The following is a 12,961-nucleotide window of genomic DNA, read 5'->3' as shown; positions in this document are numbered from 1 at the left end:
GGCGCTATTACCATAAACAACCACAGCTCCCCAAGACTAGCGCTTTGCCACACACCTGATTGGCAAGGTCAAATGAAGCAGTGGATTCCCATGTAATAAGATGCGTATTGCGTTGCATTGTAAGCGTACCAATTCATGTTTCCATTTGAATCAGGTTCATCTGTTGGAATTAGCTGTGTGAGTGCCATTTCTTTACCGTCGATTCGGTATGTATTAATGCAAAGTTTGTATCTTCCAAGATTTGCCGATTGCCCGGGCCATACCTGAAAGGTTGCGCCTACTCGCCATGTGATACCACCTTGTTTCCACACACTGGATTGACAGTCGTCGGTCACAGCTACGAACTTCCGTTTGTCAGTAGTTAGTCCAAGCAGCTTATATAGCATGTCTGTGTACTTGACCCGTTATAGCCAACCATATCCAGCTTCCAATTAACACTGCCTGATTGAGAGGAATAAACCCGACATGTACCATTGTCCCCTGCACTTTGAAAACCTGAAATCATGCAGAACTTATGCGTACCAGGTATCGAATAAGTAACACCACGAGTTGATGTCGTGGAGAAACCACCTATATCAATATATTGACCTTTATCAGGAGCTTTCCACGCACCGGATTGACAGTAGCATGTGTTATATTCCTAATTTTTTTAGGAATATGCGATGCAACTCAGACGGCGAATTAAGAAAATGGAGCTGGGAGTGGCTCTTGATAAATATTACGGTTGTGCATCTGTGCAAAAGCGTGGTCATCTTCAGGAGTTTTATCGGATAAATGTTATAAAACGTTCAGCTATTGCCAGGCGATACATGCATGAGATTACTTCGGTTGATATCGCAGAATATCGTGATCAGCGACTTTCTGAGGTAAGTGGTAAAACGGGGCGAACTAATAGCCCCGCAAGTGTCCGACTTGAACTTGCGTTGCTATCTGCCCTTTATAACCTTGCTCGAATTGAATGGGGAACATGTACTCATAACCCTGTTGAGCATGTACGAAAACCACCGGCCTCAAAAGGGCGAACCCGAAGGTTGACATCTCAGGAGGAGCGAAAGATTGGCAGGGCGCTGGCAAAACGAAATATCGAGTTGGCAGCCATTTTTCATTTGGCCCTTGAAACGGCTATGCGTCAGGGGGAGATCCTCTCACTTCGCTGGGAGAATATCGACCTGCACATTGGCATCGCTCATTTGCCTCTCACTAAAAATGGGAGCGTCCGGGATGTTCCGTTGTCGTTTAAAGCCAGAAAGGTGTTAAGAGAGTATTCCGGACCTCTTTCCGGACCTGTTTTCAGTTATACATCAAATGGGTTTAAAAGCGCCTGGCGAGAAGTTATACAGGCTTTAGGCATTGTCGATTTGCATTTTCATGATCTACGACATGAAGCTATAAGCCGTCTCTTTGAGCTCGGAACACTGAATGTTATGGAAATTGCAGCAATATCAGGACACAAGAGCCTGACGATGCTAAAACGCTATACCCACCTTCGTGCGACGCAGCTGGTTAGTAAACTCGATATACGTAAACGACAGGCGCAGAAACTGGCGGCGATCTTTGTTCCGTATCCTGCTGAACTTGAGAGCAGCAATAACGGTATTGTTTTACGCTTCCCTGATCTTGAACATCCTTCACTTGAAGCGCAAACAAAGGAAGACGTTATCCAGAAAGCCTCATTTGAGCTTCTCAGAATTCAGGCTCTTGCTGCTCGTTCTGGAGAACGACTCCCCCCACCAGGCAATATCAAAGCCAATGACCCAACTCGTGTGCTTATTAATCCGCTCTGAAATTCTGTGAACCCCTGGATTCAAACACATCATAAACAAGGACGTTTTTGGCTGCGCTGTTATGAAAGTGGCTTTTCCAGATAATCCCATCCTTGCCAGGTAATCTCTCCAAAAAAACTTCAGAAATGGCTGATGAGTTAATCATCGCCATAGAATGGCGTTTTTTGCACCTTATGGCTGTTCTGCGCAGCTATAAGGATTTTGAAATGTCAGTCAGTCAAGTCATCCAGGAAGAAGTTATACCAGAAAATCAGGAGGTTACTTCTTCGCAAGTTGAACCTGCTGAGATAGAGACTCGCCGGTTGGTTCCCATTAACCTGAAAAAAATAGTCCGGATTGGAGGACTGGGATTCCTCATTGTTTCTCTTGTTGGTTCTGTGGCCACGATTGTGATCATGGCACAGCAAATCTCTGACCTGAGTATTCGGGTGAACTCCCTGGATGCCGCTTTTCGCAGCGGTCAGATGAGCCAGTTGTCTGGTTCGGTTACTTCGCTCGAAGCTCAAAGCCGGAAACACGAGAAGCAGCTCGAGTCTGTCTCATCAGGGCTTGAATCAGTACAAAACCAGTTAGCTGATTTCCAGAGGGAACATTCAAAATTAACAGGAAGCATTAACAAACTTTCCTCAGAAGCTCAGGCGCGGCGTACCGCGATAGACGAATATTCTGAACGTATTGATGACATTACCTCACGGTTATCACAGGTTGAAGGGCGAGTTGCCGGGCTGAGCAAAGCTGAAAGCAACACTTCTCAGAAAGAATCGAAGCAGAACCAGCAACCAGTCACTAAGAGCAAAACATCTTCAAAATCCGGGACAGGCCAGATCGTAAAAAAGCCTGAGCGGTCAGTCAGGCGCGCAGCTGTTGAAGCACCGTTTGTACTGACCGGCATTGAGCGGCGCGGCGGGCAGATGTTCGCCGTCGTCATCCCCCGCGGAAATTCCCAAATATCAGATATGCGGTTGCTTTCACCGGGAGACGGGATGCTTGGGTGGACGCTTCGTTCTATCCAGGACAGTGGTACCGCTGTTTTCAGCGTGAACGGTGCCCAACAGAGTTTACAGGTTCAATAAGAGACCAGGCATATGAAGCATCAGATGAGAAGAATTATGATGGCAGGTGTCCTTTCCTTGCCGCTGTGTGTAGCGGCATCAACAGTTACCACCCCATCGAATCGGAGTCAGCAGACATCCCTGCAGGCATCATCAACAAACCAGGTTCAGACGCAGCAGCAGGGTCAACAATGGGGGCTTTCAGATGAGGACTGGAGTCGCTATCAGTCGTTGATGAAAGGAGCCAGAGGAATTATGTCCCCTGGTCTTGATCCTCTCACTGCCCTGGGCGTCGAGACAGACAATTCATCTGATCGCCGTCGGCTGGCTGAATTGTGGGTAAAACACGAATACGCCCGTACCGAGAAAGAACTCGCATTTCAACGTGAAATAAATGCTGCCTGGCTTCGTCTTTATCCTGAAACATTGGCCGTGAATATGGGGAATGCCGCGGGTATCGCTCATGACACACAAGGAAGACTGGCGTTATTTGTCAAAGAGTCATGTTCACGCTGTGATGCCCGGCTTGCTGCTGTTATCGCCGACAACAGACCGGTAGATATTTACCTTGTCGGAAATGACGTGAGCGACGAAAAAATCAGATCATGGGCAATAAGCCATGGCATACCAGTCGAAAAAGTGCGTAATCGGCAAATTACCCTAAATCATGATCGCGGTTTGTGGCAGCGCTATGGGCAAGGTCAGATGCCAGTTATTTTGCAGCAGGGAGAAGAGGGATGGCAAATTGCCGCATTCTGAAACTGGCTTGCTGTTTATGGTTTGTCAGCACTGGTTGCCTGGCGGTCGTGAATGTAAATAGCAGTGTTCAGGTAGTTCCGCAGGCTTATCGGGTCATTGCTGCTGCCGAGCGCGTTCCGGCAGAATCGCTTTACTCGCTGGCGATGGCCGAAAGCACCCGTAAAACCGCATGGGGGTCTAAACCATGGCCCTGGACTATTAATGTAGCAGGGAAAGGATACCACTTTGAAACCCGCGAGGAGGCCTTTGCGGCACTTCTTGGATTTATGCAGCGCTACCCTCTCAAGCGTATCGATGTCGGTGTAGCTCAGGTCAATCTTGGGTGGAACGGGCATCTTTTCCCATCCTTTCGTGATGCTTTTGATCCCTACACAAATCTTCGTGCAGCGGCCCGAATTCTCCGTGCCTGCTATGACGCTCAGCCTGGAAGCTGGATTAAAGCTGCTGGCTGTTATCACCACCCGGCCGGTGGTAAGCCGGCAGCAAAATATATGGCTATCGTACGCCGCAAGCTAAGTCAGATCGCACCTGATATTAAGGTCCCTGAAGGGGGGCCGGTTGCTCTGGCCAGTCACTCATTAACCTGGGTTGAACCTCAATGAAAAAAAATATCGATAAATATTTCAATGGCATCTTTTGTGTATCACTGCTTACAGCAGCGTTTAGTTGTTTTGCTTCGCTGACAGTGGTCGGGGATCTGGGCGGGGAGTCAACCAGACCATTATTCGAGGCGATTAATTCAGGTGAGGAGTCGCATTTGTCCGATGTTTCTTCCTTGCCTGAACCACCGTCATCGCTGTCTATTTCCGATATGTTGCCCGTTAATACACCGGAAATGACACCCGGAAAGGTGACGTCTCGCCCTCTGCAGTTACCCGGTTTGCCCCCTGTTTTTGTGATTGGCGATGATGATATTTCCCGAGCCTGGCTGCGGCAGCGTGGTGCTGAACTGAAAGGGATGGGCGCCACAGGAATGGTAGTGAATGTTACGACTGAAAGTGCGCTCAATACGCTTAGAGAACTCTTGCCAGGTACTGAGATGGTCCCTGTTCGCGGCGGTGATTTGGCACAGCGATTGAAACTGACGCATTACCCTGTCCTGATTACCGCTGATGGATTAGCGCAATGACCACAGTGGTTTTCATATTATTGGCTTTCATTTCACTCACAGCTTTTTGGCTGCGGTGTAATACAAGAAGTGCCCGTGTCCGCAGACATCAGCGTAATCGACAGACGGCTAACAGGGTGTTGCTAAAACTGCCTGAGCTGAAAGCGGGGCAGCAGGTTTTATATTTACGGAAGTTTAATCCCTATGTTTTCGAGGAGATGATTCTGACCGCCATAGAGCGGCGAGGAATACCGGTCAGGCGTAATCCGAGTTACAGCGGTGATGGTGGTATTGATGGTCAGTTCTGGATTGGTCAGGAAAGGTGGCTTGTCCAGGCTAAACGATTTGCCAGTGCTGTTCGTCCTGAACATGTCCGCCAGTTTGGTGAGTTAGTCCGACAAGAAAAATGCAGAGGTCTGTTTGTACACACAGGACGAACAGGTTTTATCAGTTTTAAGTATTTCAGTGATTACCCGGAAATTTTGCTCATAAGCGGGTCTTCCCTTTTGCTACTGCTGTCTGGTGAATCCGTTGAACATGTTCTCCGGCCATTAAAAAAGAGGCAATACAGATGAATTTTTCCACATCAACATTACCGTTTATTGGTTCGGTGTGGCTTTTGGTTTCTTTCCGGATTTTCATATTCCGGTCTGTAATGATTTCTTTGCTGATGTTTGGGTTATTTCTTTTCTTTTATTTATTTCTAGCCGTATTCCACAAGGCCACAGATTCTGCTCATTTATTCCTCAAACTCAATGATAAAACTTTTGCTCTGTTCCAGGGGAGGGCTTTTATATGAGCGACAAGTACGTGATGGAATCCCTCCTTCGCCCGGCGGTTGAACTGTATTCCGCTGCGGCGGCGGGTAGCGCAACCTTTATTTGCCTTACGGCCCCCTGGGCTGTCGCGCTCGCACCATCGGTCAGTTGGGTGACCGCCGCGGGGTTTGGTGTACTGGCGCTGAAGCGTACATCTGAGGGGATGAAAATACTCCGTTACCGCCAAAACATTCGCCGTTTGCCCCGATATGTACTGACCAGCGAGCAGATCCCCGTCAGCCAGCGGCACTTGTTCCTTGGCAAGGGCTTCCAGTGGTCTCCCCGCCATACGCAGCGTCTTCTGGAAGCGAGGCGTCCGGAGTGTGAGGTCTACGTACAACCTTCTGTTATTTATCGCCTGGCACGCGATCTGGAAAAAAAGATGGAGTACAGCTTGCCGTGGTTGTGCAGGCTGACACGAACTGATTCGGCGCTCAACCCGTTTCGCCCGTTGCCTCCTGTAGGAGGAAGCCCCATTTACCATGGTGTGGAACTGGATGAAACTACGGTCACCTATGATCTCGGAGAACGTGTAGGGCATACACTGGTTATCGGCACCACACGAGTCGGTAAAACCCGGCTTGCTGAGTTAATTATCACACAGGATATTCGCCGTAAAAACGCTGCAGGCGAGCATGAAGTTGTCATCGTGTTTGACCCGAAAGGAGATGCCGATCTGTTGAGGCGAATGTATGCCGAGGCACACCGTGCTGGTCGTCAGGATAACTTCTGGGTGTTCCACCTCGGATGGCCAGATATAAGCGCTCGCTACAATGCCGTTGGACGGTTCAGCCGTATCTCGGAAGTAGCATCACGAGTTGCAGGACAGCTCTCCGGAGAGGGCAATTCTGCTGCATTTCGGGAATTTGCCTGGCGATTTGTCAATATTATTACCCGTGCGCTGGTCGCACTTGGCCAGCGTCCTGATTACGGTCTCATACTGCGTTACGTGACAAACATAGGTGAACTGTACGAAACCTATGTTGAGAATATGCTGAGTGAAAAGGCACCACAGTTGCTGAGTACAGTCGAAGCGCTGTTAGGTAGCGGTATAAGCGAGAAGGATCTGCCGCGTCACATGCAGGGCAGGCCTAATGGCATGAATATCTGGGCTATTGAGCAGGTACTGGCCAGCGAAGAAGGAAAAAAACTGTGGGACCCGGTGCTGGATGGGCTACGTAGCGCTGTGCAATATGATCGAACGTATTTCGACAAAATTGTTGCGTCACTGCTGCCGCTGCTTGAAAAGCTTACAACTGGTAAAACGGCCGCATTGCTGGCACCTGACTATACGGACCTGAACGATCCGAGACCGATCCTGGACTGGCATAACATTATAAAATCGCGCGGCGTGGTTTATATCGGCCTCGATGCACTATCCGACCCTGTTGTCGCAGCAGCAGTCGGCAACAGCATGTTCGCTGATCTCGTTTCCGAAGGTGGACACATCTATAAATTCGGTCTCGGTGATGAGGATGGTAGAAAAAGTTCGAAAGTGGCGATAAATCTTCACTGTGACGAGTTTAACGAGTTAATGGGTGATGAGTTTATTCCTCTCATCAACAAAGGGGGTGGTGCGGGCTTCCAGGTGACTGCATACACGCAGACTCTTTCGGACATCGAGGCCCGTATAGGCAGCAGTGCTAAAGCGAATCAGGTAGTGGGGAACTTCAACTCATTGATAATGCTCCGTGTGCGTGAAAAAAACACTGCCATGCTCCTGACCGACCAATTACCGGAAGTTGACGTCTACCAGAAAACCCTTACATCGGGTGTCACTGACGTATCCCGGCCGGGAGAGGGTACTGATTTTAACAGTAACGTTCAGGACCAGGTCAGTCTGGTTAAAGTCCCGATGCTCAACCCTTCAGACGTTATCAACCTGCCGAAAGGGCAGGCATTTGCCCTGCTTGAAGGAGGGCGCCTGTGGAAAATCAGGATGCCGTTGCCGGCTGATAACGACGATCCTTACATGCCCGCGAGCCTGAAGCAGCTGGCTGACAACATGGAGCAGAATTACCGAACTGGAGAATCCTGGTGGACAGGCGGTGATGCGGCATATTCGGGGGGGCAAAATGTCTCAGCATGACAGAGATACTGCCAATCGCAGTTCGCCATCCCGACAGAAACAATCCGGACCATTCGGCATGTTGCTCTGGGATTTGCCTGTCAGTTTAATTGGCATTCTGCTGGGGTCGCTTCTGGTTAGCCTGCTGATCGAATATGCCTGCATTGCCTTACTCTGGCCTGACGAAGGTGCTTCACACAGCTACCGGGTGATGGTTGCAGAAAGCCACTGGTTGTCGGAAGGGTACACGCGGAGTTTACTGATGGCAGCGCCGGTTGAGACGATTTCGCGGTGGGTACATACCGCCTGGAACTGGTTGTTTGTCGATAGCGGATTCAGCCATTGGCTTCAATCATTCAGGGAAACTGGTCAGAAGGGGACTGGAGTTATCCCAACGATAAACCGGTTCGGTGACTCACTAATCGGCTGGCTTGGGGAGTACCTGCAAGCTACGCTCTGGGTAACTCTGATTTTCTTCATCAGGGTGATGATCCTTTTCCTGAGTCTGCCGCTGTTCGGCCTGGTGATTATCACCGGCATAGTTGAAGGGCTGGTCCGTCGAGATTTGCGTCGTTACGGAGCTGGATATGAATCGAGCTTTGTCTACCATCACGCCAAACGTTTTATTAAACCCGCACTTTACGGCCCCTGCATGTTGTATCTGGCCTGGCCGACTGCTGTCTGGCCAAATCTCCTGTTGCTGCCATCAGCATTATTTCTTGGCGGTGTTCTGGCCATCGTCACGGCGTCCTTTAAAAAATACCTATAGCCCAGGAAGTAGCTGTTTCGGGAATTCCCCGGAGCCCGCTTGATGTCGCGGGCTTTTTTTTTGAAGGTTCATCTGTATTAACCGGCTCACTTTGTGGCATTTAATTTTCTGACCTTCATAAATATTTTCCTGCTGCCAGCATGTCCTGTTTGCGTCAATCTCCCGACGACAAGTTATTAGGGAGAGTCGCAAATGCGTCACACCACAATCATCCTGGCAATGTTATTGCCCGTTCTGCCGGTGCTGACCTGCCAGGCGTCAGAAAAAGATGAGCTGGCACTCGTGATGCGCCAGCTGGATCAGGTTCAGGCTGGCCTTGATCGCGCCCGCGTCGTAGCCAATCAGAATCAGGACGCTCGCTTTTATTTCGACTATCAGCAGGCAACCCGTGACATCTCAACGATGAGGCAGGGCATATCCACTTATCTCGAGCCGTCGCGCGCGCAGCCAACAGCACCCTCCACTTTATCCACTTTAGTCACCGGGCAGTACCGTGCTGAGGAGCCCTCATGGCGATGAATGGCTCTCAGCTAAATGGATGGAGTGCGGGCACCGGAAGCAGCCTCACGCCCGGGCAACTGAACCTCTTGATCCTCGGTACGCTCGCCATCGTCGTTCTCCTTTTCAGCGCATGGGCACTGGTGCAGGCCTACCGTGGCCTGGTCAGTAAATCAGTGACGTTCAGGCAGTTCAATGAGCTGCTAATTCGACTGATTGTGCTTTATCTGCTGACCCTGTTTCTGTTTTTCCACTGAAAGGATGACTCAATGAAATTCACTTTCTTCAGGCATTTTCGTTCTGCCTATTCCCGTGCGGGATATTTGTTGTTTACCGGTCTCTTAACTGCAAGTCAGGCTATGGCAGACTTGCCAGCTGTTGAACAGCCAACATCTGGAGGCGGTGGCGGAACCTACAACACCGTTATGGGCTACATCAAAATGGGGGCACTTGCGATAGGGCTTCTCGTATGTGTCGGTGCTTTTTTTGCCGTAGCGCATGCCGTGATTACCGCATTTCACGATATCCGTCGTGGTAAGGGGGAATGGACTCAGTTCCTGGTCTATCTGGTTGTCGGCATCATCCTCATCCTTTTGGTTATTTACCTCGCAACTAAAGCTTCAGATATCCTGTAAGGAGCCCATATGGCCGTCATTGATTTCCTCCCTGACAGACTGAACAACCCCCCCGTGGTCTGGAAAGGGTTCACATCCGGGGAGTTTGTGCTGGCGGCCGTCATCGGTGTTATTGCCGGTATCCCTCTGGCAATACCGTTAGCTCTGGTTCCTTTTGTCGGATGGCTGGCTTTTCCGACGTGCATGCTGCTGATGCCGCTGTTGGTCATTTTTTTTGGCGGCAACTGGATTGCCAGCTACAAGCGCGGTAAGCCAGAAAATTATATCTGGCAACGTCTGGAGGAATTGCGCTGCCGTGCACGTATGTCCCGAACCATGATTCTGGATAGCAGGGCGTGGGAACTTAAACGAACGAAACCTGTTCCGTTGATGCGCGGAGGGAAAGTATGAGTCGTTTTCGTAACGGTATAACCGCCCGCGATAATCATATTATTTCGCTACGTATCGCTTGTGTTTTGCTGGCTCTGGGACTGTTCGTCACCAGTCTGGGATGGATGCGAGCGCCCTCGGAACTGACAATTCACAACCCACCCGACCTGCGTTCCGGCAGCACCCGAAAATGGTGGGAGGTCCCGCCATCTACGGTTTACAGTTTTGCTTTTTACATTTTTCAGCAACTGAATTCCTGGCCGAAAAATGGGGAAGCTGACTACACAGCCAAAATTGCCCAAATGAGCCCGTATTTGACGCCGTCCTGTCAGGATTTTCTCAATAAGGACGCCGAGATGCGCAAGAATAATGACGAGCTGCGCGATCGTGTACGCGTGGTATACGAAATCCCCCGTCGTGGTTACAGCAACCGCAGCGTGACCATCATTGATGAAGATCATTGGGTGGTACGGCTGGACCTGGTAGCTGACGAATATTTCCATACCGAACCCGTTAAGCGTGCCCTGGCGCGTTATCCAATGAAAGTGGTTCGCTGGGAAGGTGACCCAGAGCGAAATCCGTTTGGGCTGGCACTGGATTGCTATGACAGCGCGCCACAAAGACTTGAGGCGATCTCCTTGCCTGAGCCAGAACAAAAGTCGGGAGCATTCAATTGAAAAAATTCTCAGTGATCCTGCTGACCCTGGTACTGGTCTCAGCCGGAGCTCGTGCTGTTGAGCTTATGAAATGGGAACGGATACCTTTGCAGATTCCCCTGACTGTAGGGCAGGAGCGAATCGTTTTTGTAAACAAAAACGTGCGAGTGGGGTTTCCGCCCGCACTCAACGACAAGCTGCGTATTCAAAGCTCCGGAGGTGTAGTTTATCTCGATGCGAAAGAAGCCTTTCCGGTGACGAGACTGGAACTTCAGAACAAGGAAAACGGGGAAATACTTCTACTTGATGTTTCTGCTGCCCCCGGTAAAACCACGCGGGAACCTGTCAAAATTGTCTACGACGGAGAAGTGGCTACCGCTTCGGCGACCGATAAACAGACGGTCAGCAGTGATGGGGACAGTGCCGGCCGTCAGTCGTCGGCAGAGGCAAAGGCAGAAAGCCGGAGGCCCTCAAAACTCAATGCGCCGCTGCCCGTTGTCCTGACTCGTTATGCCGCACAGAACATGTATGGACCGTTGAGAACGGTAGAGCCCGTACCGGGAGTAAGTCCGGTTTCACTGAAGCTTCCCCCCCGGATCACCACACTTATGCCCTCTGAGTCCGTCAGCGTCACGCCGATGGCTGCCTGGAGTCTGCAGGGCAGCAGTGTAATTGCGCTGCAGGTGCGTAACCGATCAGCAGTAAAGGTCATCCTCGACCCTCGTTCGCTGCAAGGTCAGTTTACTACTGCGACTTTCCAGCACCGTTGGCTGGGGCGTGCCGGTACACCGGAAGACACGACAGTTCTATATCTGGTTACTACAGGACGTCCCGAAAGTGCCTTTATTGCTGAACAGCGTTTACCCGAATCTGAAGGAAAGGAGAGTAAGCGGAGTAACCGAGGAGCGCATAAATGAAAAAGCCTGCTTCAAACCTGCTTGTGAAAATTGCTGTTCCCGTCGTAGTGGTGGGCGCCATCATGATTGGGGTTAAATCCTGTACAGATAAAAACGATAAAAATGAAGCAGGCCAGAAAACCTCTAATGTCGCCCTTAAGGATCTGACACCAGAAGATCTCAAAGCGCTGGGTGTGGAAGGTGACACAGCGCAGGATACTTTGCGTACCCTGGTTGGTAGTTATCGTAAGGTTCAGGGGCGGCTTGACAGCCTTGAAAGCGATAATAAAACGCTTGCTGATGAAAATAAGGAGCTGAAAAAAAACAATACCAATGTTGATCAGCAAATCAGCCAGGCTGTGGGGCAAGTTCGTTCCGAAGAGGCCCAAAAACGTGCACAACTGAGTTCTCAGGTCACTGATCTGAGCTCGCAGGTGAACCAACTTCTTGATCAACTCAAAAATGGGTCCTCCGGCTTAACGGCAGGAAATAAAGGTAACGCTGCAGGCAGCGATATTCCTGTGGGACTGGGTTATGACAATGGTCTGACCGGAGGCGCGGGAAATATATCCCAAACAGATGGCAACGGGTTGCAATGGGTTGAGCCGAAAGATGGTATTGCCACGGATGCGAACGGTCGACCTGTCTCAGATAAAAACAGTAATAACGCGACTGGTTTTTCTTTTGCCACCTCCTTTGGCGCTGCAGGTGATGCAGCCAGGCAGGCAACGTCAGCAGTAAGTACAACGGTCCAGAACAACATTCCCGGATCTGAAAAAAATGCCGCCCCTGTTTATACCCTTCCGGAAAACTCCACGCTTGTGGGCAGTCGGGCCATGACCGCTCTGTTGGGACGTATTCCCATTGATGGCAAGGTGACTGACCCTTACCCGTTCAAAGTGATGATCGGAAAAGACAACCTGACGGCAAATGGCATTGAATTACCTGATGTACAGGGGGCGATCGTTTCAGGAACCGCAACGGGGGACTGGACGCTTTCCTGCGTGCGTGGCGCCATAACCAGCATCACTTTTGTTTTTACTGATGGCACTGTTCGTACGCTTCCTTCACCTGAGGGGCAAGGCAGTAATGGTGGTAATCAGAACAGCCAGGGCGGGAATAACAGCAGTATTGGCTGGTTGTCAGATGACAACGGCATTCCATGCATTTCGGGTACCCGGAAATCAAACGCTTCTACTTATCTGCCAACCATTGCCGCACTTGCAGCTGCCAGCGCAGCTGGTGATGCCGTGGCCGAAAACCAGAATACCAGCCAGACCAATGGCTATGGTGGTGTGACGTCAACGCTGACGGGGGATGCCGGTCAGGCAGTGTTGGGTAAGGCGTTATCCGGCGGTATGCGTGAGACCGTTGACTGGGTTAAAGCGCGATATGGTCAGACGTTTGACGCGATCTATGTACCGCCTGGACAAAAAGTGGCTTTACATATCACTCGTCAGCTGGCGATTGATTATGAAGAAAAAGGCCGCAAGGTGAAATATGACGATTTCAGCCTCGCTGGTAGCAGCACGGGCATGGACTGATGGGG

At 50.4% G+C, this 12,961-nt stretch carries 15 protein-coding genes and 1 pseudogene; 15 read left to right on the top strand and 1 reads right to left on the bottom strand.

Going from position 1 to position 12,961, the window contains the following annotated elements:
* Window positions 1–68: 68 nt before the first annotated feature.
* Window positions 69–287, bottom strand: a pseudogene (locus tag HV346_RS23470) (Shufflon protein B); the annotation flags it as partial.
* Between the two features lie 375 nt (window positions 288–662).
* Between HV346_RS23470 and HV346_RS19010 the strand changes: the two are divergent.
* The 15 genes from HV346_RS19010 (at window position 663) to HV346_RS18940 (ending at window position 12,956) form a co-directional block, all read left to right on the top strand.
* The gene (locus HV346_RS19010) at window positions 663–1,784 is read left to right on the top strand and encodes a site-specific integrase (protein WP_076734827.1); all 1,122 of its coding nucleotides are present in this window, start codon (window positions 663–665) and stop codon (window positions 1,782–1,784) included.
* Between the two features lie 125 nt (window positions 1,785–1,909).
* Window positions 1,910–2,857: a hypothetical protein gene (locus HV346_RS19005; protein ID WP_058799634.1), complete on the top strand. Its 948-nt coding sequence runs from the start codon at window positions 1,910–1,912 to the stop codon at window positions 2,855–2,857.
* 24 nt (window positions 2,858–2,881) lie between these two features.
* Entirely contained in the window at window positions 2,882–3,595 is a 714-nt protein-coding gene (locus tag HV346_RS19000; RefSeq protein WP_181620755.1) for a TIGR03759 family integrating conjugative element protein, read from the top strand.
* Window positions 3,574–4,197, top strand: coding sequence for a transglycosylase SLT domain-containing protein (locus HV346_RS18995; protein ID WP_032676575.1), 624 nt, complete (start codon window positions 3,574–3,576; stop codon window positions 4,195–4,197). Before HV346_RS19000 ends, HV346_RS18995 begins: the two co-directional genes overlap by 22 nt.
* A complete protein-coding gene (locus tag HV346_RS18990; protein WP_076734826.1) occupies window positions 4,194–4,724 on the top strand; it encodes an integrating conjugative element protein in 531 nt (176 codons plus the stop codon). Before HV346_RS18995 ends, HV346_RS18990 begins: the two co-directional genes overlap by 4 nt.
* Complete coding sequence (locus tag HV346_RS18985) at window positions 4,721–5,278, top strand: restriction endonuclease (protein ID WP_181620754.1); 558 nt, start codon at window positions 4,721–4,723, stop codon at window positions 5,276–5,278. The genes HV346_RS18990 and HV346_RS18985 overlap by 4 nt, the downstream gene beginning before the upstream one ends.
* Window positions 5,279–5,498: 220 nt before the next feature.
* Window positions 5,499–7,610 (top strand): type IV conjugative transfer system coupling protein TraD, encoded by a 2,112-nt coding sequence (gene traD / locus HV346_RS18980; RefSeq protein WP_058800542.1) that lies wholly within the window; start codon window positions 5,499–5,501, stop codon window positions 7,608–7,610.
* Window positions 7,597–8,358, top strand: a complete 762-nt coding sequence (locus HV346_RS18975) for a TIGR03747 family integrating conjugative element membrane protein (RefSeq protein ID WP_058799632.1) — start codon at window positions 7,597–7,599, stop codon at window positions 8,356–8,358. The genes traD and HV346_RS18975 overlap by 14 nt, the downstream gene beginning before the upstream one ends.
* A gap of 192 nt (window positions 8,359–8,550) precedes the next feature.
* Window positions 8,551–8,877, top strand: coding sequence for an RAQPRD family integrative conjugative element protein (locus HV346_RS18970; RefSeq protein ID WP_058799631.1), 327 nt, complete (start codon window positions 8,551–8,553; stop codon window positions 8,875–8,877).
* Window positions 8,868–9,113 (top strand): TIGR03758 family integrating conjugative element protein, encoded by a 246-nt coding sequence (locus tag HV346_RS18965; RefSeq protein ID WP_001251235.1) that lies wholly within the window; start codon window positions 8,868–8,870, stop codon window positions 9,111–9,113. Before HV346_RS18970 ends, HV346_RS18965 begins: the two co-directional genes overlap by 10 nt.
* 12 nt (window positions 9,114–9,125) lie before the next feature.
* Window positions 9,126–9,491 carry a TIGR03745 family integrating conjugative element membrane protein gene (locus HV346_RS18960; RefSeq protein ID WP_058799630.1) on the top strand — a complete coding sequence of 122 codons (366 nt, stop codon included), beginning with the start codon at window positions 9,126–9,128 and terminating at the stop codon, window positions 9,489–9,491.
* 9 nt (window positions 9,492–9,500) lie between these two features.
* Window positions 9,501–9,881 (top strand): TIGR03750 family conjugal transfer protein, encoded by a 381-nt coding sequence (locus tag HV346_RS18955; protein ID WP_000268263.1) that lies wholly within the window; start codon window positions 9,501–9,503, stop codon window positions 9,879–9,881.
* The gene (locus HV346_RS18950; RefSeq protein WP_000086096.1) at window positions 9,878–10,537 is read left to right on the top strand and encodes a PFL_4703 family integrating conjugative element protein; all 660 of its coding nucleotides are present in this window, start codon (window positions 9,878–9,880) and stop codon (window positions 10,535–10,537) included. Before HV346_RS18955 ends, HV346_RS18950 begins: the two co-directional genes overlap by 4 nt.
* The gene (locus HV346_RS18945; RefSeq protein WP_058799629.1) at window positions 10,534–11,433 is read left to right on the top strand and encodes a TIGR03749 family integrating conjugative element protein; all 900 of its coding nucleotides are present in this window, start codon (window positions 10,534–10,536) and stop codon (window positions 11,431–11,433) included. Before HV346_RS18950 ends, HV346_RS18945 begins: the two co-directional genes overlap by 4 nt.
* Window positions 11,430–12,956, top strand: a complete 1,527-nt coding sequence (locus HV346_RS18940; protein ID WP_000742759.1) for a TIGR03752 family integrating conjugative element protein — start codon at window positions 11,430–11,432, stop codon at window positions 12,954–12,956. The genes HV346_RS18945 and HV346_RS18940 overlap by 4 nt, the downstream gene beginning before the upstream one ends.
* Window positions 12,957–12,961 lie beyond the last annotated feature (5 nt).

Origin of the sequence: Enterobacter sp. RHBSTW-00994, from assembly GCF_013782625.1 — a bacterium.
Classification (GTDB): domain Bacteria; phylum Pseudomonadota; class Gammaproteobacteria; order Enterobacterales; family Enterobacteriaceae; genus Enterobacter.
Note: the sequence above shows the minus strand (reverse complement) of the source record. Positions and strands in the feature narration are given on the sequence as shown.

What these genes read in the sequence shown, in the direction of transcription:
- HV346_RS19010 (WP_076734827.1), top strand. Translation starts at nt 663, where the DNA reads ATGCAACTCAGACGGCGAATTAAGAAAATGGAGCTGGGAGTGGCTCTT.
- HV346_RS19005 (WP_058799634.1), top strand. Translation starts at nt 1,910, where the DNA reads ATGGCTGATGAGTTAATCATCGCCATAGAATGGCGTTTTTTGCACCTT.
- HV346_RS19000 (WP_181620755.1), top strand. Translation starts at nt 2,882, where the DNA reads ATGAGAAGAATTATGATGGCAGGTGTCCTTTCCTTGCCGCTGTGTGTA.
- HV346_RS18995 (WP_032676575.1), top strand. Translation starts at nt 3,574, where the DNA reads ATGGCAAATTGCCGCATTCTGAAACTGGCTTGCTGTTTATGGTTTGTC.
- HV346_RS18990 (WP_076734826.1), top strand. Translation starts at nt 4,194, where the DNA reads ATGAAAAAAAATATCGATAAATATTTCAATGGCATCTTTTGTGTATCA.
- HV346_RS18985 (WP_181620754.1), top strand. Translation starts at nt 4,721, where the DNA reads ATGACCACAGTGGTTTTCATATTATTGGCTTTCATTTCACTCACAGCT.
- traD (WP_058800542.1), top strand. Translation starts at nt 5,499, where the DNA reads ATGAGCGACAAGTACGTGATGGAATCCCTCCTTCGCCCGGCGGTTGAA.
- HV346_RS18975 (WP_058799632.1), top strand. Translation starts at nt 7,597, where the DNA reads ATGTCTCAGCATGACAGAGATACTGCCAATCGCAGTTCGCCATCCCGA.
- HV346_RS18970 (WP_058799631.1), top strand. Translation starts at nt 8,551, where the DNA reads ATGCGTCACACCACAATCATCCTGGCAATGTTATTGCCCGTTCTGCCG.
- HV346_RS18965 (WP_001251235.1), top strand. Translation starts at nt 8,868, where the DNA reads ATGGCGATGAATGGCTCTCAGCTAAATGGATGGAGTGCGGGCACCGGA.
- HV346_RS18960 (WP_058799630.1), top strand. Translation starts at nt 9,126, where the DNA reads ATGAAATTCACTTTCTTCAGGCATTTTCGTTCTGCCTATTCCCGTGCG.
- HV346_RS18955 (WP_000268263.1), top strand. Translation starts at nt 9,501, where the DNA reads ATGGCCGTCATTGATTTCCTCCCTGACAGACTGAACAACCCCCCCGTG.
- HV346_RS18950 (WP_000086096.1), top strand. Translation starts at nt 9,878, where the DNA reads ATGAGTCGTTTTCGTAACGGTATAACCGCCCGCGATAATCATATTATT.
- HV346_RS18940 (WP_000742759.1), top strand. Translation starts at nt 11,430, where the DNA reads ATGAAAAAGCCTGCTTCAAACCTGCTTGTGAAAATTGCTGTTCCCGTC.